26 protein-coding genes are annotated in these 23876 nt (G+C 69.8%); 13 read left to right on the top strand and 13 right to left on the bottom strand.

The genetic code is table 11. The features are described 5' to 3' along the window. Genes LBW94_RS20760 through LBW94_RS20750 form a run of 3 tightly spaced genes read right to left on the bottom strand, consistent with a single transcriptional unit; the run spans position 1 to position 3273 of the window. Positions 1-759, bottom strand: a complete 759-nt coding sequence (locus LBW94_RS20760; RefSeq protein WP_225061265.1) for an SDR family NAD(P)-dependent oxidoreductase — start codon at positions 757-759, stop codon at positions 1-3. A gap of 27 nt (positions 760-786) precedes the next feature. Beyond that, a complete protein-coding gene (locus LBW94_RS20755) occupies positions 787-1755 on the bottom strand; it encodes a zinc-dependent alcohol dehydrogenase (RefSeq protein WP_266271696.1) in 969 nt (322 codons plus the stop codon). Between the two features lie 54 nt (positions 1756-1809). Beyond that, entirely contained in the window at positions 1810-3273 is a 1464-nt protein-coding gene (locus LBW94_RS20750) for an MFS transporter (protein ID WP_225061263.1), read from the bottom strand. 143 nt (positions 3274-3416) lie between these two features. On the opposite strand from LBW94_RS20750, the gene LBW94_RS20745 reads away from it, so the two are divergent. Continuing rightward, the gene (locus tag LBW94_RS20745) at positions 3417-3893 is read left to right on the top strand and encodes a MarR family winged helix-turn-helix transcriptional regulator (protein WP_225061262.1); all 477 of its coding nucleotides are present in this window, start codon (positions 3417-3419) and stop codon (positions 3891-3893) included. A 130-nt stretch (positions 3894-4023) separates the two neighbouring features. On the opposite strand, the gene LBW94_RS20740 is transcribed toward LBW94_RS20745, so the two are convergent. Genes LBW94_RS20740 through LBW94_RS20730 form a run of 3 tightly spaced genes read right to left on the bottom strand, consistent with a single transcriptional unit; the run spans position 4024 to position 6238 of the window. Continuing rightward, positions 4024-4905: an NAD(P)-dependent oxidoreductase gene (locus LBW94_RS20740; RefSeq protein ID WP_225061261.1), complete on the bottom strand. Its 882-nt coding sequence runs from the start codon at positions 4903-4905 to the stop codon at positions 4024-4026. After that, the gene (locus LBW94_RS20735) at positions 4902-5330 is read right to left on the bottom strand and encodes a carboxymuconolactone decarboxylase family protein (RefSeq protein ID WP_225061260.1); all 429 of its coding nucleotides are present in this window, start codon (positions 5328-5330) and stop codon (positions 4902-4904) included. The genes LBW94_RS20740 and LBW94_RS20735 overlap by 4 nt, the downstream gene beginning before the upstream one ends. A 59-nt stretch (positions 5331-5389) precedes the next feature. Next, positions 5390-6238, bottom strand: a complete 849-nt coding sequence (locus LBW94_RS20730) for an SDR family oxidoreductase (protein ID WP_225061259.1) — start codon at positions 6236-6238, stop codon at positions 5390-5392. Positions 6239-6324: 86 nt separating this feature from the next. On the opposite strand from LBW94_RS20730, the gene LBW94_RS20725 reads away from it, so the two are divergent. The 4 genes from LBW94_RS20725 to LBW94_RS20710 all read left to right on the top strand — a co-directional run bounded on the left by LBW94_RS20725 (position 6325) and on the right by LBW94_RS20710 (position 10385). Continuing rightward, entirely contained in the window at positions 6325-7902 is a 1578-nt protein-coding gene (locus LBW94_RS20725; RefSeq protein WP_225061258.1) for a methylmalonyl-CoA mutase family protein, read from the top strand. Next, positions 7902-8303 carry a cobalamin B12-binding domain-containing protein gene (locus LBW94_RS20720; protein WP_225061257.1) on the top strand — a complete coding sequence of 134 codons (402 nt, stop codon included), beginning with the start codon at positions 7902-7904 and terminating at the stop codon, positions 8301-8303. Before LBW94_RS20725 ends, LBW94_RS20720 begins: the two co-directional genes overlap by 1 nt. Positions 8304-8364: 61 nt before the next feature. Continuing rightward, the gene (locus LBW94_RS20715; RefSeq protein WP_225061293.1) at positions 8365-9321 is read left to right on the top strand and encodes an LLM class F420-dependent oxidoreductase; all 957 of its coding nucleotides are present in this window, start codon (positions 8365-8367) and stop codon (positions 9319-9321) included. Next, on the top strand, positions 9318-10385 hold the full coding sequence (locus LBW94_RS20710; RefSeq protein WP_225061256.1) for a CaiB/BaiF CoA transferase family protein: 1068 nt from the start codon (positions 9318-9320) through the stop codon (positions 10383-10385). The genes LBW94_RS20715 and LBW94_RS20710 overlap by 4 nt, the downstream gene beginning before the upstream one ends. 53 nt (positions 10386-10438) lie before the next feature. Here LBW94_RS20710 and LBW94_RS20705 read toward each other — a convergent pair whose 3' ends face one another. Next, the gene (locus LBW94_RS20705) at positions 10439-10678 is read right to left on the bottom strand and encodes a hypothetical protein (RefSeq protein WP_225061255.1); all 240 of its coding nucleotides are present in this window, start codon (positions 10676-10678) and stop codon (positions 10439-10441) included. Between the two features lie 21 nt (positions 10679-10699). Beyond that, a complete protein-coding gene (locus LBW94_RS20700) occupies positions 10700-11065 on the bottom strand; it encodes a Uma2 family endonuclease (protein ID WP_225061254.1) in 366 nt (121 codons plus the stop codon). A gap of 495 nt (positions 11066-11560) precedes the next feature. On the opposite strand from LBW94_RS20700, the gene LBW94_RS20695 reads away from it, so the two are divergent. Continuing rightward, entirely contained in the window at positions 11561-11707 is a 147-nt protein-coding gene (locus tag LBW94_RS20695) for a hypothetical protein (protein WP_266271689.1), read from the top strand. A gap of 10 nt (positions 11708-11717) precedes the next feature. Here the strand turns inward: LBW94_RS20695 and LBW94_RS20690 are convergent, their stop codons facing one another. Together LBW94_RS20690 and LBW94_RS20685 are read right to left on the bottom strand one after the other, a co-directional pair. Continuing rightward, the gene (locus tag LBW94_RS20690; protein ID WP_225061253.1) at positions 11718-12371 is read right to left on the bottom strand and encodes a Uma2 family endonuclease; all 654 of its coding nucleotides are present in this window, start codon (positions 12369-12371) and stop codon (positions 11718-11720) included. A 31-nt stretch (positions 12372-12402) separates the two neighbouring features. Beyond that, positions 12403-13461, bottom strand: coding sequence for a ferredoxin--NADP reductase (locus LBW94_RS20685; RefSeq protein ID WP_225061252.1), 1059 nt, complete (start codon positions 13459-13461; stop codon positions 12403-12405). A 154-nt stretch (positions 13462-13615) separates the two neighbouring features. Between LBW94_RS20685 and LBW94_RS20680 the strand changes: the two genes are divergently transcribed. The 7 genes from LBW94_RS20680 (at position 13616) to LBW94_RS20650 (ending at position 21081) form a co-directional block, all read left to right on the top strand. After that, positions 13616-15025 carry a class I adenylate-forming enzyme family protein gene (locus tag LBW94_RS20680; protein WP_225061251.1) on the top strand — a complete coding sequence of 470 codons (1410 nt, stop codon included), beginning with the start codon at positions 13616-13618 and terminating at the stop codon, positions 15023-15025. After that, a complete protein-coding gene (locus tag LBW94_RS20675; RefSeq protein ID WP_225061250.1) occupies positions 15003-15929 on the top strand; it encodes an acyl-CoA dehydrogenase family protein in 927 nt (308 codons plus the stop codon). The genes LBW94_RS20680 and LBW94_RS20675 overlap by 23 nt, the downstream gene beginning before the upstream one ends. Then, complete coding sequence (locus tag LBW94_RS20670; RefSeq protein ID WP_225061249.1) at positions 15916-17004, top strand: acyl-CoA dehydrogenase family protein; 1089 nt, start codon at positions 15916-15918, stop codon at positions 17002-17004. The genes LBW94_RS20675 and LBW94_RS20670 overlap by 14 nt, the downstream gene beginning before the upstream one ends. 1 nt (position 17005) lies before the next feature. After that, complete coding sequence (locus LBW94_RS20665; RefSeq protein ID WP_225061248.1) at positions 17006-17773, top strand: enoyl-CoA hydratase/isomerase family protein; 768 nt, start codon at positions 17006-17008, stop codon at positions 17771-17773. 538 nt (positions 17774-18311) lie between these two features. Further along, positions 18312-19112, top strand: coding sequence for a hypothetical protein (locus LBW94_RS20660; protein WP_225061247.1), 801 nt, complete (start codon positions 18312-18314; stop codon positions 19110-19112). Between the two features lie 336 nt (positions 19113-19448). Next, positions 19449-20249 carry a hypothetical protein gene (locus tag LBW94_RS20655; RefSeq protein ID WP_225061246.1) on the top strand — a complete coding sequence of 267 codons (801 nt, stop codon included), beginning with the start codon at positions 19449-19451 and terminating at the stop codon, positions 20247-20249. An 85-nt stretch (positions 20250-20334) separates the two neighbouring features. Beyond that, entirely contained in the window at positions 20335-21081 is a 747-nt protein-coding gene (locus LBW94_RS20650) for a hypothetical protein (RefSeq protein WP_225061245.1), read from the top strand. A 154-nt stretch (positions 21082-21235) separates the two neighbouring features. Here LBW94_RS20650 and LBW94_RS20645 read toward each other — a convergent pair whose 3' ends face one another. The 3 genes from LBW94_RS20645 to LBW94_RS20635 form a co-directional block, all read right to left on the bottom strand. Next, entirely contained in the window at positions 21236-22210 is a 975-nt protein-coding gene (locus tag LBW94_RS20645; RefSeq protein WP_225061244.1) for a hypothetical protein, read from the bottom strand. A gap of 136 nt (positions 22211-22346) precedes the next feature. Beyond that, positions 22347-23096, bottom strand: a complete 750-nt coding sequence (locus tag LBW94_RS20640) for an SDR family NAD(P)-dependent oxidoreductase (protein WP_225061243.1) — start codon at positions 23094-23096, stop codon at positions 22347-22349. Between the two features lie 7 nt (positions 23097-23103). Next, complete coding sequence (locus tag LBW94_RS20635) at positions 23104-23868, bottom strand: SDR family NAD(P)-dependent oxidoreductase (protein ID WP_225061242.1); 765 nt, start codon at positions 23866-23868, stop codon at positions 23104-23106. Between the last annotated feature and the right edge of the window lie 8 nt (positions 23869-23876).

Below are 23876 nucleotides of genomic sequence, written 5' to 3'. Positions count from 1 at the left end.
TCAGGCGGCGCTCCACCCGCCGTCGACGGGCAGGATAGCGCCGTTGATATTGCTCGCGGCGTCCGAGGCCAGGAACACCGCCACCTCGGCCTGCTCCTCGGGGGCGGCCTGGCGCTCACCGAGCTGGATCACCGGATACAGCCGCGCGGCGCCGACCCGGTCGAAGTCGTCGGCCGATTTCGCGATGTTGGTGATGGTCGGGCCGGGCAGGATCGCATTGCAGCGGATGCCGTCCTGTGCGTACGCCCAGGCCACGTTCTTGGTGAGGCCGATCACGCCGTGTTTGGAGGCGGTGTAGGCGACACCGGCGGCGGCGCCGCGGATCCCGGCCTCGGAGGCGGTGTTCACGATCGCGCCGTGCCCGGCGGCGAGCATGTGCGGCAGCACCGCCTTGGTCATCAGGAAGGTGCCGGTGAGGTTCACCCGCAGCACCCGCTCCCAGACATCGATCGGGGTCTCCGCGGGCAGTTGCATCCGGTCCATGATCCCGGCGTTGTTGCACAGCACGTCGATGCGCCCGAACACGTCCAGGGCGCGGCGCACGGCCTGCTGCGCCGACTGCTCGTCGCCGATGTCGGTGGTCACCGGGACCGCCGTGGCGCCGATGTCGGCGACCACCTTCTCCGCGGCGGCGCCGTCGATATCGGACACCACCACATGGGCTCCCGCCCGGGCGAACGCCTGCGCCATGGCCCGGCCGATACCGGATCCGGCACCGGTGACGATCGCGACGTGGTCTTCGAAACTGTTGCTGCTCAAGGGATCTCCTCGGGTGGACGATCGGTTTCAGACGGTGACGGTGGTGCCGGGATAGGTGACGACCACCTTCTCGGCGGCGCCCGGGGTGAGGGCGAGCCGGAAGGCCTCCTGCACATCGGTGGCCGGGATGCGATGGCTGAGGATGCGGGCGAACCGGCCCGCGTGCGCGGCCAGCTGCGGGGTCACGGTGAAGATCTCGGCCGGATGCCGCTGCGCTCCGATGATCGTCAGTTCGCTGCGCCGGACCGCGTCCAGATCCAGCGGCGCGGGCCGTTTGTGGATACCGGCGACGACGAGCTTCGCCCCCCGTTTCGCGGCGCCGACCGCGGTGTCGACGGCCGCGGCGGTACCGGCGGCATCGATGTAGATGTCGGTGCCCGGCCGGGGCACGCCGAGCGCGTCGGTGCTCTCGCCGTGCAGGGCGGTGAGCCGACCCCGCACGTCCTCGCGTTCCGCATCGATGACCGCGTCCGCGCCGATCTGCAACGCGGTGGCCAGCCGCTCCGGCAGCAGATCGGTGACGACGACGTGTTCGACGCCGCGCAGTTTCAGCCAGATGGTGGCGCCCAGGCCGATCGCGCCGCCACCGAGCACCACCACCGTGTCCCCGCGCCGCGCCCCCGACCGCTCGACACAGTGGCGCGCCGCCGCCATCGGCTCGTTGAGCGCGGCCACCTCGAACGGCAGCGCATCGGGGACGATCGCGACGCTGGTGCCGACGACCGCGTTCTCGATCAACAGATAATCGGCCAGGCCGCTCACCTCGGCGCCGACGGCGACCACCTCACCGGCGGGTTCGTGGCCCAGCGGGATCGGCCGCAGCCGCCCGTCCGGACCGGGTACGCCGGCGGTGACGAACAGCGCGTCGGTGCCGCAGATCCCGCAGGCCCGGATCCGGACCAGGGCGTCCCGGGGGCCGGGTTCGGGGCGGTCGATGTCGACCACCGCGACGGTTCCGGCGGTGGCACCGGTCTGCACGGACTGCATCGTCGGCATGGATGCCATCCTCGCGCTGTTCGCCCACGGGTTGCCAGCAAGCGACGGTAACGGTCAGACCCGCGCGGGCTGTTCCGCGTCCGACACCGTGGTCGGGGCGGCCGACTCGCCGGCCTGCCGGTCGGTGATCGCCCGGCGGACGGGGATCGCCAGGCAGATCAGCGCGGCGACCAGCGAGACGCCGGAGCCGATCAGGAAGGTGACCCGGAAGCCGTGCTCGGTCGGGAAGACGTGACCGCCGAGGGTCAGGCTCATGGTGGCCAGCACCGCGCCGACGACCGCCGACGAGATGGAGGTGCCGACCGAGCGCATCAGGGTGTTGAACCCGTTGGCGGCGGCGGTCTCCGACTGCGGCACCGCACCCATGATCAGGGCGGGCATCGCGCCGTAGGCGAAGCCGACGCCGGAGCTGCAGATGATGTTGACGATCAGCAGGCCCCACGCGTGGTGCATCAGGGGCAGTCCGGTGGCGTAGCCGATGGCCATGACGACGGCGCCGGTGGTCAGCGTGAACTTGGGGCCGCGCACGGCCGACAGCTTCGCGCCGACCGGCGAGATGAGCATCATCATGACGCCGGCCGGGGCCATCCACAGGCCGGCCGCCAGCATCGACTGGCCCAGGCCGTAACCCAGCGCCTTCGGCAACTGCAACAACTGCGGGACGCTCAGTTGTAGCGCGTACATGCCGACGCCGACCGCGACGGTGGCGATATTGGTGAACAGCACCTGCGGCCGCGCGGTGATCCGCAGATCGACCAGCGGTTCCTCGGCGCGCAGCTCCCACCAGCCCCAGATCAGCAGCAGGACGATCGCGCCGGCGAACAGGCCGAGGATCGAACCGCTGGTCCAGCCCCAGGACGCGCCCTTGGAGACGCCGAGCAGCAGGCAGACCAGCCCGCCGCCGAGCAGGACCGCGCCGGCGCCGTCGAAGCGGCCCTGCTTGCCCTCGGAGGTGCCCTCGGGCACCACGACGGTGATCGCCGCGGTGGCGACCAGCACCAGTGCGGCGGCGGCCCAGAACAGCACCCGCCAGTTGCTGTACTGCGTGATGGCGGCGGCGATCGGCAGCCCCAGCGCGCCGCCGATGCCCAGCGAGGAGCTGATCAGCGCGATACCGGAACCGAGCTTCTCCGGCGGGAGCACATCGCGCAGCAGCGCGACGGCCAGTGGGATGGTGCCGAAACCGAGGCCCTGCAGGCCGCGGCCGACGATCATCATCGGCGCGTTGACCGCGAGCGCGGCGATCACCGAACCGGCGATCAGCGGCACGGTCGAGGCGATCAGCATGCGGCGTTTGCCGAGCATGTCGCCGAGACGACCGGCGACGGGTGTGGCGACGGCGCCGACGAGCAGGGTGATGGTGACCACCCAGGCGGTGGTCGAGGAGTTGCTGTGCAGGATCGTGGGCAGCTGGCCGAGCAGCGGCACCACCAGCGTCTGCATCAGCGACGCCACGATGCCGGTGTAGGCGAGCACCGCGAGGATGCTGCCGGGCCGGACCGGGGTCGATGCGGGCATGGAGTGCTTCTTTCCCTCTGAACGGAAGTTCAACTATATGCACCGTACATAGAATGTGTATGATGCACAATAGATGTGGTGCACGTCTCGCGTGGGACGATGCGGGCACACGATCAATGCCGATCGTGTCGGGAAGGATCGAGATGGACAGGCCGGTTGCGGACATCGAACTGGAGACGATGCTGCTCGGGCGACGGATGAACCCGGGCACCTCGCGGCGGCGCGAGGGCGCGGCACTGGACCGCTACAGCGCCTATGTGCTGCTGAGCCGGATCCGGGCCGAGGGGCCGATGTCGATCGGGCAACTCAGCGACGCCTTCGGGCTCGACGCCTCCACGCTGAACCGGCAGACCGCCGCCATGTGGCGCGCGGGGCTGGTGCGGCGCATCCCGGATCCGGACGGCGGCATCGCGCGGAAGTTCCGGATCACCGAGGAGGGGGAGCGGCGCCTGGAACTGGAACGGCTCGGCAACATCGCGGGCCTGGAGATGGTGTTCGAGCGGTGGACCGACGCCGAGATCGCCGAATTCGCCGCGTACCTACAGCGATTCAACGTCGGCATCGAGCGCATCGAGGGCCGGTCCTGGCCGCGCGCGGCGGATTTCCGGCAGGCGGGCTGAAGGCGGCGGAAATATCGCGGGCCCGTCGGCGTGCTGCCGACGGGCCCGGGAAATGTTGTGAGCGAACGGCATACGCCGATGTGCCCGCCTGTCGCATCGGTGTGAGCCGGTCGGCGGGTACGGCCGCGTATCAGGCCGGATCGGTGGTCCGGTCGCCGATCCACCGCGCGATATCGGTCTGATCCGCGCCGGGCCCGAGATCGCCGGAGGCCGCGGCCCACAGCTCCACGGCCCGCTCGCTGAGCGGGACATGCGCGCCGACCGCCGCGGCCAGCCCCTGCGCGATGCGAATGTCCTTGACCATCAAGCTCATCGCGAAGCCCGAGTCGTAGGTGCCGGGCAGGATGAACCGCGGGAACTTCAGCTCGGTGGAGGCGCTGCGCCCGGAGGAGATGTTGATGGTGTCGATCAGCACCTTCGGATCCACCCCGAAGCGCTGCCCGATCGCGACCCCCTCCGACGAACCCAGCAGATGGATCGCCGACATCAGATTGTTGATCGCCTTCACCGCGTGCCCGGCGCCGCTCGCACCCACGTGCTGCAACCGGCCCAGCGGCGCCAGCAGCCCGGCGACGCTCGCGACGGCCGCGTCCGGGCCGCCCGCGATCAGCGCCAGCGTGCCCGCGTTCGCGCCGGGCACCCCGCCGGAGACCGGCGCGTCGACCAGGGTGATCTCCCGTTCCGCCAACGCGGCCGAGAGTCGTTGCGTCGATTCGGGTTCCGACGAACTCATATCGATCACCACGGTGCCGGGCCGCAATTCGGCCAGCACCGCCGCGTCGCCGAGCACCGCCTCCACGATCGCGGAGGTCGGCAGCATCAGGATCACGAACCCGGCCCCGGCGACCGCCGCCGCGGCGGTGTCGGCCACCCGGCCACCGGCGGAAACCAGTGCCGCGCGGGCGGATTCGGCCGGATCGAAGCCGATCACGTCGACCCCGGCCTCGACCAGCCGCCGCGACATCGGCCGGCCCATGTTGCCCAGGCCGATGAAAGCGACCGGCCCGTTCACGAGTGCGCCTCCGACCCGGATTCGGCAGCGGCGGCGCGGTGTTCGGCCAGGATCGGCCCGGCGATCCGGAACGCCTCCACCCCGGCGGGCACCCCGGCGTAGATGGTGGCCTGCAACAGCACTTCCCGGATCTCCTCCTCGGTGACCCCGTTGGTCAGCGCGCCGCGCACGTGGGTGGCGAATTCACTGGACCGGTTCAGCGTGGCCAGCATCGCCAGATTCAGCATGGAGCGGGTGCGGCGGTCCAGGCCGGGCCGGGTCCACACCGAACCCCAGCAGTACTCGGTGACGAGTTCCTGCATGGGCAACTGGAAGTCGTCGGCGGCGGCCAGCGCCCGGTCGACGTACTCGGAGCCCACGACCTCGCGACGGACCTGCAGGCCCGCCTCCCAGAGTTCGCGGCGTGTGGTGTCGGCAGATGTCACGACGATTCCTTTCCCGGATGTCGGATGGGCGGCTGTCGGCCCGGAAGTGGTCGTCCGGCTCAGGCTTCGGGAATCGCGCTGTCCAGGAACAGATCCGGGGTGGGACGGTCGCCACCGCCGTAGCCGGACAGGTCCGCGATCCCGGCGTGCTCGGTGAGCATCTCGGCATCGATCAGGGCGCGACCGGTGAACTCGCGGGCCGGCCGGGACAGGATCGCCACCGCCGCGTCGGCCATGATCTCCGGGCTGCGGGCCGCGGTGAGCTGCTGCTCGCCGTCGGGCATGTTGGCCACCGCCGAGGTCGCGATGAAGGTCTCCGGCCACAGGCAGTTGGAGGCGATGCCCGCCTCGGCGTACTCGCTTGCCCAGCCCAGCGCCAAAATGGTCATGCCGTACTTGGACAGCGTGTAGGACGGATGCACACCCAGCCAATACGGATGGAGGTTCAACGGCGGCGCGATGGTGAGCACGTGCGCGTTCGACGAGGCCCGCAGATGCGGCACGGCGGCCTTGGTGAGCAGGAAGGTGCCGCGCAGGTTGATGTCCTGCATCAGCCCGAACTTCTTCGCCGACAACTTCTCGGTGGGTTCGGTGGCGATGGCGCTGGCGTTGTTGACGCAGATGTCCACCCCGCCGAACTTCTCGACGGCGGTGTCGATCACCCGCTGCACGTCCTCTTCGTTGCGCACGTCGCCGACCACCGCCGCGGCCCGGCCGCCGGCCGCCTCGATCTCGGCGGCGGCGGTGTGCACCGTACCCGGCAGCCGTGGATGCGGTTCCGCGGTCTTGGCCAGCAGCACCACATTCGCACCCTGCCGGGCGGCCGCCACCGCGATCGCCAGCCCGATCCCGCGGCTGGCGCCGGAGATCACCATCGTGCGGTCCGCCAGGGTGGGCTGCTCAGCCATCATTCTCCTTTTTCGGCGCATCTACTCGGGTCATTTGCGTTTGATGGTATTGGCATTCTCATTTTTTGCAAGTACGGTATCCATTGATGAACGACCATGTGCAGACCTCGTCCGGCATCCCGCTCGAGCCGGTCTACGGACCGGGTGATCGCGCTGCCGAACCGCCCGCTCCGGGCGTCTTCCCGTTCACTCGCGGCAACTTCGCCACCGGCTACCGCGGGCGGACGTGGACCTTCCGGCAGTACTCCGGCTTCGGCACGCCCGAGGAGTCCAACCGGCGCTACCGTTACCTGCTGGAACAGGGCGGCACCGGCCTGTCGGTCGCGCTGGACCTGCCCACCCAGTGCGGTTACGACTCCGACGATCCCGAGGTGAGCGAGGAGGTGGGCCGCGTCGGTGTCGCGGTCGACACCCTCGCCGACGCCGAGATCCTGTTCGACGGCATTCCGCTGGACAAGATCAGCACCAGCTTCACGATCAACGGCACCGCCGCGATCCTGCTGGCCTTCTATGTCGCCGCCGCGGAGAAGAAGGGGGTGCCGCGCGCGAAGCTCACCGGCACCATCCAGAACGACATCCTCAAGGAATACGCCTCGCGCGGCACCTGGATCTGGCCCCCGGAGCCGTCGCTGCGGCTGATCGCCGACACCATCGAGTTCTGCGCCGCGGAGGTGCCACGGTTCAACGCGATCTCGGTGGCGGGTGCGCACTTCCGCGACGCCGGCGCGAATGCGGTGCAGGAGATGGCCTTCACCCTCGCCGACGGTGTCACCTACTGCGACACCGTGGTCGAGCGCGGCCGGATGACCATCGACCAGTTCGCGCCGCAGGTCTCCTTCTTCTTCTACACGCACGGCGACTTCTTCGAGGAGATCGCGAAATATCGTGCGGGACGCCGTCGCTGGGCCACCATCGTGCGGGAGCGTTACGGCGCCACCGCCGACAAGGCGTCGATGTTCCGATTCGGTTGTGTCGCAGGCGGAGCCTCGCTGTACGCGCCGCAGGCGCAGAACAATCTGGTCCGCATCGCGTACGAGGCGCTGGCCTCGGTGCTCGGCGGCGTGCAGTCGATGTTCACCGCCGCCTGGGACGAGCCGTTCGCGCTGCCCTCGGAGGAGTCGGCGACGCTGGCGCTGCGCACCCAGCAGATCCTCGCCTACGAGACCGGGGTCACCCGGGTGGCCGATCCGCTCGGCGGCTCCTACTTCGTGGAGGCGCTGACCGACGCCACCGAGGAGCGCATCAAGGACATCATGACCGACCTGGAGAACCACGGCGGCATGGTCCGGGCGATCGAGGACGGCTACCTCCAGGGCCTGATCGCCGACGAGGCGTACAAGCTGCACCACGAGGTGGAATCCGGCGAACGCCCGGTCGTCGGCGTCAACCGCTTCGTCTCCGACGAGCCGGCGCCGGACATCGACACCTACGAACTCGACGCCGAAGGCCGTGAGCTGCAACTGAAGCGGCTCACCCGGGTGAAGGCCGAACGCGACTCCGCGGCCGTTCGCGCCAGCCTCGACGCGCTGTCCCGCGCCGCGGAGGGAACCGAGAACCTGATGCATCGCCTGATCGACTGCGCCAACGCCTACTGCACGGTGGGCGAGATGGTGAACGCCCTCAAGGGTGTCTGGGGCGAGTTCCAGCAGCCGGTGGTGTTCTGATGCCGGCCCGCATTCTCGTCGCCAAGCCCGGCCTGGACGGGCACGACCGCGGCGCCAAGATCGTCGCCCGCACCCTGCGCGACGCCGGATTCGAGGTGGTCTACACCGGCATCCGGCAGCGCATCGAGGACATCGTGTCGATCGCGCTGCAGGAGGATGTCGCCGTCGTCGGCCTGAGCATCCTCTCCGGTGCGCACGTGGCGCTGACCACCCGCACGGTGAACGCGCTGCGCGAGGCCGACGCCGGTGACATCGCCGTCGTGGTCGGCGGCACCATCCCGCAGAGCGACGTGCAGAAGCTGCTGGACGCCGGTGCGGCCGCGGTCTTCCCGACCGGCACCCCGCTGGAGACGCTGGTCACCGAGATCCGGGCGCTCACCGGGACGGCGACGCCGTCCTGAGCAGTCCGCAAGCGTAACCCGCAGCGCCACAGCAACTATCGTGAAACACCTGGAGGACAACGTGCGCATCGGTGTGATGATCGGCCCCGAGAAGGGCGACGCGACCCGCAAACTCACCCGGATGCTCGCCGACATCGACTGGGCCGAGTCCGCGGGCCTGGACACCGCGTGGATTCCGCAGCTGCCCAGTGACTTCGACGCGCTGATCACCATCGCCCTGATGGGCATGCGGACCACCCGCATCGAACTGGGCACGGCCGTGGTGCCGTTGCAGGCCCAGCACCCGATCACCCTTGCCCGGCAAGCATTCTCGGCGCACACCGCCGCCGGGGGCCGGCTGGTGCTCGGCGTCGGCCCGTCGCACCACTGGATCGTGCGCGACATGCTCGGGCTGCCCTACGACAAGCCCGCCGCCTACACCCGCGACTACCTCGAGGTGTTCAACGCCGCGCTGGCCGCCCCCGGCCCGGTCGACGTCGAGAACGACACGTTCACGGTGCACAACCCGCTGGATCTGGGCCCGGCCTCGCCGCTGCCCGTGCTGCTCGCCGCGCTCGGCCCGGTGATGCTGCGCATCGCCGGTGAACAGGCCGACGGCACCGTGCTGTGGATGGCCGACGAGCGCGCCATCGCCGACCACGTGGTCCCGAAGATCACCAAGGCCGCCGCCGACGCGGGCCGCCCCGCTCCCCGCGTGGTGGCGGGCCTGCCGGTCTGCCTGTGCCGCCCGTCCGAGGTCGACGAGGCCAAGACCCGCGCCAATCGCATTCTCGCCGAGGCGGAGACGTCACCGAACTACCAGCGGCTGCTGGACATGGGTGACGCGCAGAACGTCGGTGACATCTGCATCGCCGGTGACGAGGAGCAGATCGCGGCCCAGCTGCGCCGCTACGCCGCCGCCGGCGCCACCGACATGTCGGTGCGCCTGCTCCCGATCGGCGACACCCTCGACGAGCTGCGCGAATCCAAGCGCCGCACCCGCGAGATGATCGCGACCCTGGCGGCGGAGCTGCGGTGAGCGCGCCGGGGGAGGGGTCGCCGACCGGCGGCCCCGGCCCGCTCGCGGGCATACGCATCCTCGAGGTCGGCACCATGCTGGCGGGCCCGTACGCCACCATGATGCTGGCCGACCTCGGCGCCGAGGTCACCAAGATCGAACCGCCGACCGGCGAGATCTCCCGCCAGGTCAGCGACACCTACTTCGCCAGCCTCAACCGCGGCAAGCGCAGCATCCGCCTGGAACTCGGCACCCCCGAGGGCCGGCAGCGCCTGCATGAACTCGCCGCGAATTCCCATGCGCTGCTGGTGAATCTGAAACCGTCCGCGATCCGCCGCCTCGGCCTGACCTACGAGACACTGCGCGCGTACAACGAGCGCATCGTCTGCGTGGCGATCACCGGCTTCGGCCTCGACGGCGGCGACGACCCCGCCTTCGACTACATCGTCCAGGCCGCCACCGGCGTCGCCGCCATGACCGGCGACCCCGCGGCCCCGCCGACGCTGCCCGGCTACTCCTCCGCCGACAACTCCACCGGCCTGACGGCGGCCCTGGGCCTGCTGGCCCAGATCGTCTCCGGCCGCGGCGGCCAGGTCGACGTGAACCTCCGCGACGTGATGCTGTCCCAGCTGAACTACCACGCCGCCGCCTACCTCAACACCGGCACCGCCCCCACCCGCCGCCCCTTCGGCGCCCACTCGTATTACGTTCCGGCCCAGATGTTCCCGACCGCCGACGGCCACCTGGCCCTGTTCATCACCCACGACGGCTTCTGGAAGACCTTCGCCACCGAAGCCGCCGTGGCAGGCTTCCCCACCATGGCCGAACGCGCCGAGCGCCGCGAGGAGGTCCTCGCCGCCGTCACCACCGCGCTGGCCGCCGACACCGCGATCAACTGGGAAAACCGCCTGCGCCCCTTGGGCATCCCGGCCGCCGCCGTCCGCACCCTCCCCGAATCCCTGGACGCCACCCCGCAATCGGTGATCACCGCCGGCGACTTCCGCCTGGTCGGATCGCCCATCCGCATCACCGGCCACCACCCCGCCTACGGCCCACCTCCGGCCCTCGGCGAGCACGAGGACTGAAACGGGCACGGGCCCGGATCTTCCTTCCCGCTTCGGGCTGCGCCGGTCGCTCATTAGGATGTGCGCAGGTACCGGTCCAAGGAGACGGAGTCGAGTTGGCCATGCCGGCGTGGGCGGCGGATCCCGAGATGTTGATCATCACCGAGGATCAGTACCTGGCGCTGCCCGAGGACGTGCAGCGATCCATCGAGGTGGTCAACGGTCAGGTGATCTTCTGCCGCAGCGGAAGTCGGCAGCACAACCAGGTCGCCCGGCGTCTCGCGAACGAGATCGAGGCCGCCCGCCCCGAACATCCGTGCAGCCGATCTGCGGATTCAGGCGTCGAGTGCGGTGAAGGCGATGTCGACCGGGAACGGGTCGGTGAGGACGAGACGCTCCTGGTGGGTGTCTGCCAGCCGGTAGGTGCGGCTGGCCCAGTCCAGACGGAATTCCTGGATTATCTTGTTCCGGCGGTCGGCGTCGAGGTGCACGATGAGGTAGGTGCGGATGCCCTCTCGGGCATATTCCGCATGCTTGTCGACCGTGTCGGTGTACTCGGAGCCCGGTGACCCCACTTCGACCACCAGCAGGGCGTCGGAGGTCATCACCTTGCGGTCCTCGTCGAAGCATCGATTCAGGACCACATCCGGGCGGCGGAACGAGAATCCTGGGCTGGTGAGGCGGCTTGCCACATAGTGCATTTCGAAATCGGTCAGTACCTCGGTGTTAAATCGGGCACAGTTGCACGTGCTGTTGCGTCGCTCCGGTTCGGGTTCAAACTGGTCAGGATCTCCAGGTCGCCCGCGTTGTCAACGCTCGTCGCACCTGGCTGTTATCCGGTCGGGGCACGGTCGACCAGCAGTGACGTTCAGAGTCACGCATCTGAGTGCAGACATGTCGGCCTGATCGAGGGCGAAGGGAGGCCACGGTGAAGTGACCGGCGGCATCCGCAGATCCAGCAGATGCTGTCGCGCGGTCAGACGATCAGCGCGATCGCCCGGGAGTTACATCTCGACCGCAAAACCGTCCGCCGCGACGATCTCAGCGATGACCAACGCGAACGCCTGCACCATCCATCCAGACGATGCCGATCCGCGGATCCTGCAAGAGCAGGACCTGCTGAACCTTCTGGATACGGAGGGTTCAGCGATTGGCGACCGCTACTGCGGATACTGCGGTAATCGCCGAACGGTCCGGTGGCCGCCAAACTCGAGAATGTCCTGGATCTGGTCGAAGCTCACGGAGTCGCCGAGTTCTTCCAGATCAAACTGAATCGCTATCGTGGCATCCCGCTCGACCGCGTTGCGACCGTGGCTCGACCGGTGCGGTACTGGGGAATCTGACTGTCGCGCTTCAGTATTCGAGGTCCGACCACGGGATCGAGATCGGGAACGGGAAGTTGATCCGGATGCCGTCCTCGTCGTCGGGGGTCCATTCGTTCACGAACAGGTAGTTGGACCGGTACCGTGGCTGGACGCCATCGGGAAGCCGGCCGACGCGTGTCTCCAGTGCGTAGGCGCGGACGAATTCGATCGCGCTCGTCTCACGGTGCAGGTGGACTTCCCAGTACCAGGGGATTCCGCCGCTCGCGTAGCGCGCTCGCTTGATCTCCATCTCGCGGCTGCTGTTCGACGGTGAGAGCACCTCACCGGCGAGTAGGACGTCCTCGGCGCGGACATCCTGGTACGGCCGGTCCAGGCAACGATGTATCAGGAAGTCGGGGGTCAGGAAGCTGTTCTTGCCCGTTCTGCCGAAGAAGACGTTGATCTCGAGACCTGCCCGCCAGCATTCGTCCGGCCCGGTGGCCGCATGATCACGAACGCAGCGTTCGAAGGAATTCCACATTCGTGCCGTGAAGATCGAGTGTTCCGCAGGTCCGCGTCGCACCCACACGACGCGGCGGTCCCACAACTCGATCTCACCGGCGATCTCCTCCGGCAGCCGCTCGAGCTCTTCCCAGGTCATGAAGGCCGGGAGCTCCGGTTGCACGGCGAATTCGGCGGACATGCAGCCATGATAGCGAGGGCACGCCTGACGCTCACTCGTCGTACGTCACCGTGATCGACGCCGAATCCGGCACCCCCTGGCAGGTCAGGACGTACCCGTCCTCGATCTCGTCGTCGGCGAGGGCGTTGTTCTGCCGCATGGTCGCCTTGCCGTCGAGGATCTTGCCGATGCAGGTGGCGCAGTTGCCGGCCTCGCAGGAGAACGGCGGGCTCAGGGTGGCGCGGCGAGCGCTCTCCAGCAGCGTCTCGCCGTCCTTGCGGGGCACCGTCTTCTTCTTGCGGTTCAGGATGATCGTGACCGTGCCCTCCTCGGTCACCGCGGGGGCGGCGGGGGGAGTGGCGGCGATGGTTCCGGCCGTCTTGACGGTGTCCGCGTCCGGCTCCGCACCCGGGATCACCGGCGCGGCCGCCCCGAAACGCTCGCTGTAGATCAGCCCCGGACCCGGCAGCGCCAGCTCGATCATCTCCATGAACGGCTCCGGCCCGCAGATGTAGCTGTCGGCGTGCCCGTCGACCCCGGTGAACTCGCGGATAGCCGCCGGAGTGAGGAATCCGGCGTCGGCGTCGAGATGCCGGGTGACCGCCAGCCGGTCCGGATACTGCCGGACCAGCTCGGCCAGCGCCGACTCGAAGATCATCGACGGCTGGTCGCGGTCGGCACACAGCAGCCGCACCCGCCGCCCGGTGGTGGCCAGCGCGCTCTTGGCCAGCGACAGGATCGGCGTGATACCGCTGCCGCCGGAGAAGCCGAGCAGCGGAACATCGGTGTCGCGCAGGCAGAACCGGCCCGCGGCCTGGCTGATCTCGACCACGTCGCCCTCGGCGAGATTGTCGTGCATCCAGTTGGAGACCGCGCCGCCGGGTACCCGCTTCACCGTGGTCATCAGCTCGGTGTCGGTCTCCGGCGCGCTGGACATGGAGTAGGACCGGAACAGCTCGCGGCCGTCCACGGCGACCCGGAACGTGCAGAACTGCCCGGCCACGTAGGAGATGGGTGTGTCGTGGGGCGCCAGCACGAAGGTGCGGGCGTCGACACTCTCCTTGACGATCCGGGTCACGGTCGCGCGTTGAAACATTGGGGGTCTCGCCATGAACCGCCACCTCCTGGTATTAAGATTCTAACGTACAGAGAATACTATTCTCACTTACGAGACGAGATCTTCTCAACGAAGTCCCGCGACGGCAAGCATCGCGAGCGGAGATCGCCTCGTCGGCACGGATACCGGAACGGGCAGGAACACGACGATGAACGAGCCGATCGCGCTGGTCTTCGACGACCGGGCGTACTCGCGCACCCGGCTCGACGCCCTGGCCCGCGGCCTGGCCGTCACCCTGCGCGAGCGCGGGGTGCGCCGCGGCGACCGGGTGGCGCTGATGTCCGGCAACCGCCCCGAGTTCGTGATCGCCGTCCGCGCGATCTGGCAGCTGGGCGCCTCGGTGGTGCTGATCAGCCCCGCCTGGAAGCGCGCCGAGACCGAGCACGCGCTGGTCCTCACCCGGCCCGCCGCCGCGGTGGGCGACCAGCCGGTGCTGGCCGAGCTGATGTCGATGCTGTCACTGGACGAGCCGATCATCCCGCTGGTCGGCCCCGACACCGAACCCGAGCGCGACGCCGAGGCGGTGCTGGTGTTCAGCTCCGGCACCACCGGGATGCCGAAGGCGGTCCGGCACACCCACGCCTCCTTCGCCGCCGCGGTCGTGCACTGGCGTGACGCGCTGGAGCTGTCCGCCGCCGACCGGATCCAGGTGCTCACCCCGCCCTCGCACATCCTGGGGCTGTTGAACATCGAGACCGCGCTGGCCGTCGGTGCGCGAATCCGGTTGCACCGCCGCTTCGATCTGAACCGCATGCTGGAATGCATTGCCGAGGACAGGATCACGGTGGAGATGGCGGTGGCGCCGATCGCGCTGGCCCTGGCCCAGCATCCGGATCTGGAATCCTACGACCTGTCCTCGCTGCGCTACATCATGTGGGGCGCCACCCCGGTCACCGCCGGCATCGCCGAAACCGTCACGCGCCGAACAGGTGTCGGCTGGGTGCCGGCCTACGGCGCCAGCGAACTGCCGGTGATCGCCTGCAATCCGCTCGACGGCGCCCGCCTGGACAGCGTCGGCAAGGCGGTGCCCGGCGTCGAGGTCCGGGTGATCGACCTGGAGTCCGGAGAACCGTTGCCGCCCGGCGCAATCGGCGAGATCCAGCTGCGCGCACCGTCGCTGATGAGCGGGTACCTGCCGGAGGAGGCGAACGCCGACGCGTTCGACGACGGCTGGTACCGCACCGGCGACGTCGGCTCCGTCGACGCCGACGGCTGGATCCGGCTCACCGACCGGTCCAAGGAGATGATCAAGGTCAAGGGTTTCCAGGTGGCGCCCGCCGAGATCGAGGGCGTGCTGCTGAGCCATCCGGGGGTGATCGACGCCGCGGTGTTCGGCGTCCCGGACGGCGCGGACGGCGAGGCGATCGTCGCGGCCGTCGCGGTGTCCGCCGCCGCACCGCCCACCGCGGAGCAGCTGGGCGCCCTGGTCGCCGACCGGCTCGCCGGCTACAAGCGCCTGCGCCGGGTGCTGTTCGTACCCGAAATTCCGCGCCTGCCGTCCGGCAAGGTGCTGCGCCGAGTTCTCAAGGAGCAGTATGGACGTTCGACTGACCAGTGAGCAGCGCCAGCTGCGCGACGCGGCCGCCAAGCTGGCGTCCGACCTGGGCCCCGGCTCGGTGGGGGAGCTCGGCGACCCCACCCGGCTGGCGCGGCTGGAGAAGGCCGTCGACAGCACCGGCTGGCGGGCGCTGCGCTCCGACGGCGCCTCCGGCGTCGAAGTGGCGCTGGTGGCCGAGGAATTCGGCCGCGGCCTGGTGGACGTGCCGTTCCTCGGCCCGGTGCTGGCCGACGATCTGCGCGGGCAGCCCGACGAGGACACCGGCGGCTGGACGATCGCGGTCGAGGTGGGCGCCCGCTTCGGCGGTCACCGCGCCGTCGACGCGCGCGATGCCGAGCACGCGCTGGTGGTCGCCGACGGCGCGATCCTGTCCGGCGCTGTCGGCGAACTGCTGCCCGGCGCGGATCCGACCCGGGTCGACGCGGCCCTCACCGGCGCGGTGCAGTCGATCGGCGAGCTGTCGGCCGAGCAGGCCGCGCAGTGGCACGCACTGGCTCTGGTGGCCACCACCGCCGATCTGCTCGGCGCGGCCCGCGGCGCTCAGACCCTGGCCGTCGAGTACGCGAAAATCCGTGAGCAGTACGGACATTCGATCGGCTCCTATCAGGCGGTGGCCCATCTGCTGGCCGAGAGCCAGGCCCTGATCGAGGGTTCGATCAGCGTGCTGCGGCACGCCGCCTGGGCCGTCGACGAACTCCCCGCCGCCGAGGCCGTGCAGGCCGCTCGGATCGCGAAACTGTACTGCGCCCGCGCCGCCCGGACCATCTGCGAGACCTCGATCCAGGTGCACGGCGGCATCGGCAACACCTGGGAATGCCTCGCGCACATCTACCTGCGGCGGGTGCTCACCTCGACCGAACTGTTCCCCGTCAGCCTGGAGGAGATCGACCTTGGACTTTCGTGATTCGCCGGAGGAAGCGGAGTTCCGCACCCGGCTGCGCACCTGGCTGGCCGATATCGCCGGCACCTTCCCGACCTCGGGCGACGAGTACTGGGCCAAGCAGGGCGAGTGGCACCGCGCGCTGTACCAGGCCGGTTTCTTCGGCCTGTCCTGGCCGGAAGACGTAGGCGGACAGAACCTTCCGCCGGTCTACGACGTGATCCTGGACGAGGAGCTGGCGATCGCCGGCGCCCCGCCGCGGCCCAGCCTCGGCTATCTGGTGGTCGGCCTCGGCCACCACGGCAGCGCCGAACTCCAGCAGCGCTTCCTGCCCGGCATGATCAACGGCACCGAACGCTGGTGCCAGGGCTTCAGCGAACCCGGCGCCGGCTCCGACCTGGCCTCGCTGCGCACCACCGCGACCCGCGACGGCGACGAGTACGTCATCAACGGTCACAAGATCTGGACCAGCTACTCCGACGTCGCCGACTGGTGCCTGCTGCTGGCCCGCACCGACCCGCAAGCGCCGCGGCACAAGGGCATCTCGGCCTTCGTGGTGCCGATGAAACAGCCCGGTATCGAGCAGCGGCCGCTGAAGATGATCAGCGGTGTCACCAAGGAATTCGGCCAGGTGCTGTTCGACGGCGCCCGGGTGCCGGCCGACCACATGGTGGGTGAACCCGGCGAGGGCTGGAAACTGGCCATGACCGTCGTCGGCCACGAAAGAGAGCCCTCCACCCTGGGTTTCGCGGCCCGCTACGGAAAACTGGTGCGGCAGATGGCCACTCGCGTCGACGGCCCGCCTCCGGCCGATCTGGCCTGGGCCGCGGTCGAGGTCGAGATGCTGCGCCTGCACGTGCGGCGGCGGCTGTCCGAACAGCTCGACGGTATCGTCCACGGCCCCGACGGCTCGCTGGACAAGCTGCTGATGACCTGGGTCGACCAGTCCGTCGGCCACGCGGCACTGGCCGTCGGCGGCACCCGGGACCCGGAACTGCTCGGCTCGTACATGTACAGCCGCGCGCAGAGCGTCATGGGCGGCACCTCGCAGATCCAGAAGAACATCATCTCCGGTCGCATCCTCGGATTGGGAGCCTGACATGTACGACATGCCCGATGCGATCCGCGTGGAAGCCGAAGGCCCACTGCGGATCATCACACTGAACCGGCCGGAGCAGCTCAACGCCGTCGACGACGAGCTGCACCACGGCCTGGCCACGCTGTGGCCGCGGCTGTCCGCCGACCGCGGCGCGCGCGTCGCGGTGCTGACCGGCGCCGGCAAGGCGTTCTCCGCCGGCGGCGACTTCACCTACCTGAACGAGCTGCGCCAGGACGCCGATCTGCGGGCGAAGACCATCGCCGACGGCCGCGACATCGTGCTCGGCATGACCCGCTGCCGGGTCCCGGTGGTGACCGCGGTCAACGGTCCCGCGGTGGGGCTGGGGTGCAGCCTGGTGTCGCTGTCGGACATCGTGTACATGGCCGAGACCGCGCACCTGGCCGACCCGCACGTGCAGGTGGGCCTGGTCGCCGCCGACGGCGGCCCGCTGACCTGGCCGTTGCACACCAGCCTGCTGCTGGCCAAGGAGTACGCGATCACCGGCGCCCGGATCACCCCGGACCGCGCCCGCGAGATGGGCCTGGTCAACCACGTGGTGGCCGACCCGCTGACCGAGGCCCTGGCCTGCGCGAAGAAGATCCTCGAATTGCCGCAGCAGGCGGTCGAATCCACCAAGCGCATCCTGAACACGCACCTCGAGCGCGCGGTGCTGGCCACCCTGGACTACGCGCTCAGCCAGGAGAACCAGTCCTTCCAGAACGAGGACTTCGCCGCCATCGTCACCAGGCTCACCGCCAAGAAGGGGTGAGCGCGCGACCGCGCGTCGAATCGAGCCACTGTGGCCCGGGGCATCGCCCCGGGCCACAGTCGTGTCCGGACCCGGCCGGACGGTCCCCGGGACTCGGGTTGCCGCGGATGTGCGGCGGTCGCGTTCCCTGGGTATTCCGGCCGGCGTCGGCTTGAACTCGCGGTGATCGCAACTGTTTGCCGGTGTCGCCGAACCTGATCGAATGTATTCAGCCCTCTCGGACCGATGCTCCGGGCACGTGTGTTCCGTGCTGCGCTTATATCCGTCTGTGCAGGTTCTGAAGAGCGCCGATCGGACGCGATTGATAGAAATCAGCCTTAGTGCAAATACTGTCCCTTTTGACTGATTTGTGTATATTTCGGAGTGATCGCCCGGCGGGAACTGGCATGGGGATGGCAGATCGGGATTTTCCGCCCGCCGGGTGATAACTCGGTTCGGTACCTCGGGCAGGGGTGCCGGGCCGGGGCATCCGGGATGCCGGCGTCGCGTGTCCGCACGTGGCGTCGGCATCCGTGGTCCCCCATGAAAGTGAATACAGATGAGGAAAACCACTGCGTGCGCAGTGTTGCTGGTCGGTGCCCTGAGCACCGCCGGCGGCGCCGCGCAGGCCGAGCCGATCGTCGACCGGGCACCGGCGCAGCAGTCCGTCCCGGACCATCAGGCGATCGAACTGAACGGTATACATTTCACAATTGACCGCGAGGGCGGCACGCTCGTGCTGTCGGCCCCCGAGGCCGGCTTCGAGACCGCCGGCGGCACCCTGGTGGTCCGGGACACGGCCGGGAATTTCCAGGACTCCCTGCCGCTGTCGTACCGCACGGACGATCGGGAATATCCGATTGCCGCGGAGATCGCCGAGCACACCGTGCGACTGACGCCGTCGCGGACGGACGCCCACGTCGTCGCCGACCCGATCACCCCCGCGGCCATCGCGCACGGGCAGGACATCACCTCGGCCGGTGCGGTGAGCGAGTCGTTCACGCCGCGGGATCTGACCGCGCTGGTCGCCTACGCCCAGCGCGTCGGCATCGCGTCGGTCGCCGGCGCGGCGATCGGCGCGCTGGTCGGGGGCACCCTCGGCTGCGTCGCCGGCGCCGCCGTGGGCTCGGTGTCGGCCGCCGTCACCACATTGCTCGGCGGCGTACTCCCCGGTGCGGTCGTCGGCTGCATCGCCGGCGTCGCGACCGTGGGCACCGTCGGCACGCTGCTCGGCAATGCCCTGGTGCTCGGCCCGGTCGTGCTGTGGTCGAGTTACCAGTACTTCTCCACCATCCTGGCGCCGTGCAACGGCCCGGGGACCTACTGCGTGGATCCGGCGGCTCCGGCTCCCGCGAAGTGAGTGGAAGTACGGCGAATTAGGCCGGAGTAATCCGGCCGCGGTGGCCCGGGACGATCGTCCCGGGCCACGGTCGTATTCGACCGCGCGACGGCAGGCGAGCGTCGTTCGCGATCGTGGGATTCGAATATCGGATCGGATCTCGAAGTGGCCCTGGTCGATCGACTTCACTCGGGGTGATCCCGTCGCCGACCGCCCGTGGCCTGGGCGTCCGGTGGCGGGAATTCGCTCGGCGCGACAGCGCGGAAAGCGATGTCGCGCCGGACATCCGGGATCCCGGCACGTGTGTATATGCGCGCGTCCGGAATCCGCGGTCCCCCCGATGGAAAGTGAATACAGATGAGGAAAACCACTGCGTGTGCAGTGCTGCTCGTCGGCGCCCTGAGCGTCGCGGGCAGCGCCGCGAATGCCGAACCGATCACCGATCGGGCCCCGGCGCCGCAGCCCGTACCGGAGCACCAGGCGGTCGAACTGAATGGTGTCCATTTCACTGTCGATCGAGCGGGCGGGTCGATCGTGATCTCGGCCCCCGACGGCGCCTTCGAAACCGTGGACGGCAGTGTCGTCGTCCGTGACGCGGCCGGAAAGTTCAACGATTCGCTGCCGTTGTCGTACCGCAAGGACGATCAGGTGTTCCCGATCGCCGCGGTGGTCGCGGGCCACAGCGTGCGGCTGACCCCGTCGCTGACCGACGGGCACGCGGTCACCGACCCGATCACCGCCGCGGACATCGCGCGCGGGCAGCAGCAGGCCGCGGCCGAACCCGTGAGCGAGTCGTTCACCCCGCGCGACCTGAACGAACTGGGCCTGTTCGCCGCGCGCGCCGGCGTCGCGGCCGTGGGTGGCGCCGCCATCGGCGCGCTCGTCGGCGCGACGGCCGGTTGTGTCGCCGGCGGCATCGCCGGCTCGGTGTCCGCCGGAGCCACCACACTCCTCGGCGGGCTGCTCCCCGGTGCGGTGGTCGGCTGTATCGCCGGCGTGGCGGTCCTGGGAGCCCTCGGGACGATCGGCGGCTACGCACTGGCCGCCGGTCCGGTCATCATGTGGTCGGCGTACCAGTACTTCTCCACCGTGACGTCGCCGTGCACCGCGCCCGGCCCGATGTGTGTGAATCCGGCGGCGCCCGTCCCGGCGAATTAGTCCGTCGTACGGAACCCGCTGCGGCCGTTGCACTGTCGGAACAGGGGTGCGGCGGCCGGGGCGGGTTTTCCGTACGGTGGGGAGCATGGGGTACTTCGACACCAACTGTCTGGTCACCGGGGTGAGCCTGCGCCCGGTGGATGCCACCCTCGTTGTGTTGCAACGAGTCCCGGGGGCCTACCGGCCGATCACGTTGGGCATGACCGGTACCCACGATCGCTACGGCGCGATCGACGGCATCGAGGAGGATCTGAACACCGACCTGGTGGTCGGGTACTTCCGGGCCCGGCAACGCGACGGCCGGTTCGCGGCCCCCGAATGGGATTGCGACGAAACGGAAGTCGACGTCCTCGTCGCCGGTATCGCGCGCACCTGCGGCGCGGTCGCCTTCCCGGACTTTCCCGCCGGATTCCCCATTGCCACCGCGCTCGACGGCGAGATGATCGTGCACGCCCTGATCGCGCGCCCGGTCTGGGATGCGCTGACCCAGGTCGCGATCCGCGCGAACGACACCGTCGAGAACCAGTTCGAGCGCATCTTCGGCCCGGATTCCCCGGCTACCGAGATCTATCGCGACCGCCTGACCGACCTGGAGAAGCCGATCCGGGAACTGGCCGCGGTCACCGATTTCCTCTCCACCCACGGCCTGATCTGGGCTCCGCCCCCGGAACCCGCGCAACGGTACCCCACGGTCGGCTACGGCGCCATCCACACCGGCGACGACGTCCGCGACTACCTCCGCCGCGCCCAACGCGACTACCAGGACATCCCCGGCGTCCGCCTGGCGTTGACCCGCTACGCGGCCGCCGCCCGCGAACTGAACGACTGGTGAACAGCGAAACAACATACGCGACAGGCAGTTCCGGCCGCGCCCGCGGCACCTCGGTCAGCCGCCGCGCAACTGGTTCGGCGGCCCGGCAATTCGGTCGGCGGCTGCGTAACCAGCTCGGTGGCCGGGCAATTCGGTCGGCGACCGAGTCGTTCGCTCAGCGGCCGGGTGTCGCGGGTGTCAGGTCGACACCCGGCGGCGGCCGCAGCCGCCGCAGCGCCCCGTCCATGGCGGTGACGTACAGGGCCCAGCCGTCGCCGTCGCGGGCGATGCGCACCGAACTGGCGCCATCGGGTGGCATCCGGACCGGACCGGGCGTGATCAGCCCCGTCACCACGGAACACGCCGCACCGGTCGCGGGATCGGCCTGATACACCGCCCCGGCGACCTGATCGGCGAAGTACAGCGTGCCGGACCGGGCCGCATCCATATCGTCGGGCAGCGCGACCAGACTCGGGGCACCCAGCACGACGCTCGCGTTCTGGGGCGCGTCCAGCGGCACCCGGTAGATCTGCGCCGTCAGCGTGCTCACGTAGACCGCCTGCCGGTCTCCGGACAGTGCCATCCCGTTGGACAGGCCGAGCGGCGCCCACGCCTTGGTGTACTCCCCGGTGGAGGGCCGGTACCGGGACACGCCCTGGGAGGTGTCCGACGGTGCGGACGAGGCGATGAGCAGATCACCGTCGGGCAGCAGCAGCAACCCGTTGGGCATGTTCAGCCCGCCGAGCAGATCGGTGAACTCCCCGGTCGCCGGGTCGTAGCGATGCAACGCCCCCGGCGGCCCGGGAAACGCGTCACCGGTGAGGAAGTACACGGAGCGACCGTCGAACCGGACCCCGCCGGGCGCGGTCAAACCGCGTGCGAGCGTGTCGACCTCGCCCGAGGCCCGCAGGTGCAGCAACTCACCGGACTGCAACCCGGAGACGTAGAAACCGCCCTGCCCGTCCGGGTCCAGATTCTCCAGCTGGCCGTGCCCGGTCATCAGCGTGGTGGACTGCCACCCCGCCGAACAGTCCGTGGCCGCCGACGCCGCGCTCAGCTGCGCCTGCCCGGTGATCACTCCCGCGGCCGCCGCGGCGGCCAGCCATCCCGCGCGGATCCGCCCGCGCCCCCCGTTGCTCCCGATCCGCATGGGCGCCAATCTATCAGCGCCCTCACGGACCCGCCCGGCGTGACGTCGACCGGGTCTGCTGCCCGCCGGCCTGACCCGGAAACGACTGCGGGCCCGGTCGTCTCACGACAACCGGGCCCGCCGCATCGATCCGCGATCAGCCCTGGGCCACCAGTGTCTCCGAGCGCTGGACGGTTCCGGTGATCCCGGTCGCGTCCTGCCCGGCCAGCAGCACAGCGGCATTCGCCATCGCCTCCGGCGGCTCGATCGCCTCCGGCGGAATCTTCACCCCGCCACCACCGGCCGCCCACCCCTCGGTGAGCACCACCCGCGACGGGCTCAGGCAGTTGACGGCGATGTTGTCGCCCTTCAGATCCGAGGCCAGCCCCAGATACAGCCGCTCCGCCGCCGCCTTGGACACCCAGTAGGCGTTGGCGCCGCGGTCGATCATGTCGACCCCGGTGGTGGTGATCGCGATCAGCGAGCCGCCACCGCGGGCCCGCACGTGCGGGATCACCGCCTTGGTCACCAGGAACACCCCGGTCAGGTTGACGTCCAGGCACAGCTGCCAGCGCTTGAGCGGAGTCGTCTCGATCGGCCCCATCCACAGCACCCCGGCGTTGGCCACCAGGATGTCGATGCCGCCGAACGCGTCCACGGTGGTGGCCACCGCCGCGTTCACCGACTCCTCGTCGGAGACATCACACGGCACCGGCAGCGCGCGGCCGCCGGCCGCGGTGATCCGGTCGGCCACCGCGCCGATGGTGCCCGGCAGCTTGCCCTCGGTCTCGGAGCGGGCCGCGACCGCGACCGTGGCCCCCGCGGCCGCCAGGGCCTCGGCGACCGTGGCCCCGATGCCCCGGCTGGCCCCGGCGACGAAGGCGACCTTGCCTGCCAGCGAAGTCATCGCGGGCTCACTTCGGCGGGAAGCGGAGAGCGCCGTCGAGCCGGATGACGTCGCCGTTGAGGTAGTTGTTCTCGATGATGGCCTGTGCCAGCTGCGCGTACTCCTCGGACCGGCCCATCCGCTTCGGGAACGGCACCTGCGGGGCCCAGTACTGCTCGAGCTGATCGGCGGCCTTGCCGTAGGCGGGGGTGTTGATGGTGCCCGGCGCGATGCCGACCACCCGGATGCCCAGCGGCGACAGGTCGCGCGCGGCGACCAGGGTCATGCCGATCACGCCGCCCTTGGCCGCGGAGTAGTTCAGCTGGCCGATCTGGCCCTCGTACCCGGCGATGGAGGCGGTGTTGATGATGACGCCGCGGGCGCCCTCCTCCAGCGGCTCGGTCTTGGCCATCGCCGCCGCCGCCAGCCGCATGACATTGAACACAGCGGTCAGGTAGAACTCGATGGTGATCTTGAACCCGTCCAGGGCGAGCGGGGACCCGTCCTTGCCGACGAGCCGGCCGCCCTTGGCGGGGCCGCCGTGGGTGTCCACCGAGATGCGCAGCGGGGCCAGGGCCTCCGCCTCCGCGATCGCGGCCAGCACCGATTCCTCGCTGGTGGCGTCGGTGTGCACGTAGCGGATGCCCAGCTCGTCCTCGAGCTGCTTGCCCTTCTCGTCGGCGACATCCGCGACGACGACCTTGGCGCCGGCGGCGTGCAGGCGGCGGACGGTGGCCTCGCCGAGGCCGCCGGTACCGCCCACGACCAGCGCAGAGCTCCCGTTGATCTGCATAGTGCTTA

Origin of the sequence: Nocardia sp. alder85J, assembly GCF_020176955.2 — a bacterium.
Lineage (GTDB): Bacteria > Actinomycetota > Actinomycetes > Mycobacteriales > Mycobacteriaceae > Nocardia.
The sequence above is the reverse complement of the archived record's forward strand: the minus strand, read 5'-3'. Positions and strand labels throughout refer to the sequence as shown.

Excerpts from the sequence above, each read along its gene's own strand:
- LBW94_RS20690 (WP_225061253.1), bottom strand. The coding sequence starts at position 12,371 with ATGTCCGCCGAATTCGCCGTGCAACCGGAGCTCCCGGCCTTCATGACC.
- LBW94_RS20705 (WP_225061255.1), bottom strand. The coding sequence starts at position 10,678 with ATGTTCGGGGCGGGCGGCCTCGATCTCGTTCGCGAGACGCCGGGCGAC.
- LBW94_RS20755 (WP_266271696.1), bottom strand. The coding sequence starts at position 1,755 with ATGCCGACGATGCAGTCCGTGCAGACCGGTGCCACCGCCGGAACCGTC.
- LBW94_RS20640 (WP_225061243.1), bottom strand. The coding sequence starts at position 23,096 with ATGACTTCGCTGGCAGGCAAGGTCGCCTTCGTCGCCGGGGCCAGCCGG.
- LBW94_RS20700 (WP_225061254.1), bottom strand. The coding sequence starts at position 11,065 with ATGCACTATGTGGCAAGCCGCCTCACCAGCCCAGGATTCTCGTTCCGC.
- LBW94_RS20665 (WP_225061248.1), top strand. The coding sequence starts at position 17,006 with ATGTACGACATGCCCGATGCGATCCGCGTGGAAGCCGAAGGCCCACTG.
- LBW94_RS20680 (WP_225061251.1), top strand. The coding sequence starts at position 13,616 with ATGAACGAGCCGATCGCGCTGGTCTTCGACGACCGGGCGTACTCGCGC.
- LBW94_RS20750 (WP_225061263.1), bottom strand. The coding sequence starts at position 3,273 with ATGCCCGCATCGACCCCGGTCCGGCCCGGCAGCATCCTCGCGGTGCTC.
- LBW94_RS20685 (WP_225061252.1), bottom strand. The coding sequence starts at position 13,461 with ATGGCGAGACCCCCAATGTTTCAACGCGCGACCGTGACCCGGATCGTC.
- LBW94_RS20720 (WP_225061257.1), top strand. The coding sequence starts at position 7,902 with ATGCCGGCCCGCATTCTCGTCGCCAAGCCCGGCCTGGACGGGCACGAC.
- LBW94_RS20635 (WP_225061242.1), bottom strand. The coding sequence starts at position 23,868 with ATGCAGATCAACGGGAGCTCTGCGCTGGTCGTGGGCGGTACCGGCGGC.
- LBW94_RS20645 (WP_225061244.1), bottom strand. The coding sequence starts at position 22,210 with ATGCGGATCGGGAGCAACGGGGGGCGCGGGCGGATCCGCGCGGGATGG.
- LBW94_RS20655 (WP_225061246.1), top strand. The coding sequence starts at position 19,449 with ATGAGGAAAACCACTGCGTGTGCAGTGCTGCTCGTCGGCGCCCTGAGC.
- LBW94_RS20660 (WP_225061247.1), top strand. The coding sequence starts at position 18,312 with ATGAGGAAAACCACTGCGTGCGCAGTGTTGCTGGTCGGTGCCCTGAGC.
- LBW94_RS20730 (WP_225061259.1), bottom strand. The coding sequence starts at position 6,238 with ATGGCTGAGCAGCCCACCCTGGCGGACCGCACGATGGTGATCTCCGGC.
- LBW94_RS20725 (WP_225061258.1), top strand. The coding sequence starts at position 6,325 with ATGAACGACCATGTGCAGACCTCGTCCGGCATCCCGCTCGAGCCGGTC.
- LBW94_RS20650 (WP_225061245.1), top strand. The coding sequence starts at position 20,335 with ATGGGGTACTTCGACACCAACTGTCTGGTCACCGGGGTGAGCCTGCGC.
- LBW94_RS20745 (WP_225061262.1), top strand. The coding sequence starts at position 3,417 with ATGGACAGGCCGGTTGCGGACATCGAACTGGAGACGATGCTGCTCGGG.
- LBW94_RS20675 (WP_225061250.1), top strand. The coding sequence starts at position 15,003 with ATGGACGTTCGACTGACCAGTGAGCAGCGCCAGCTGCGCGACGCGGCC.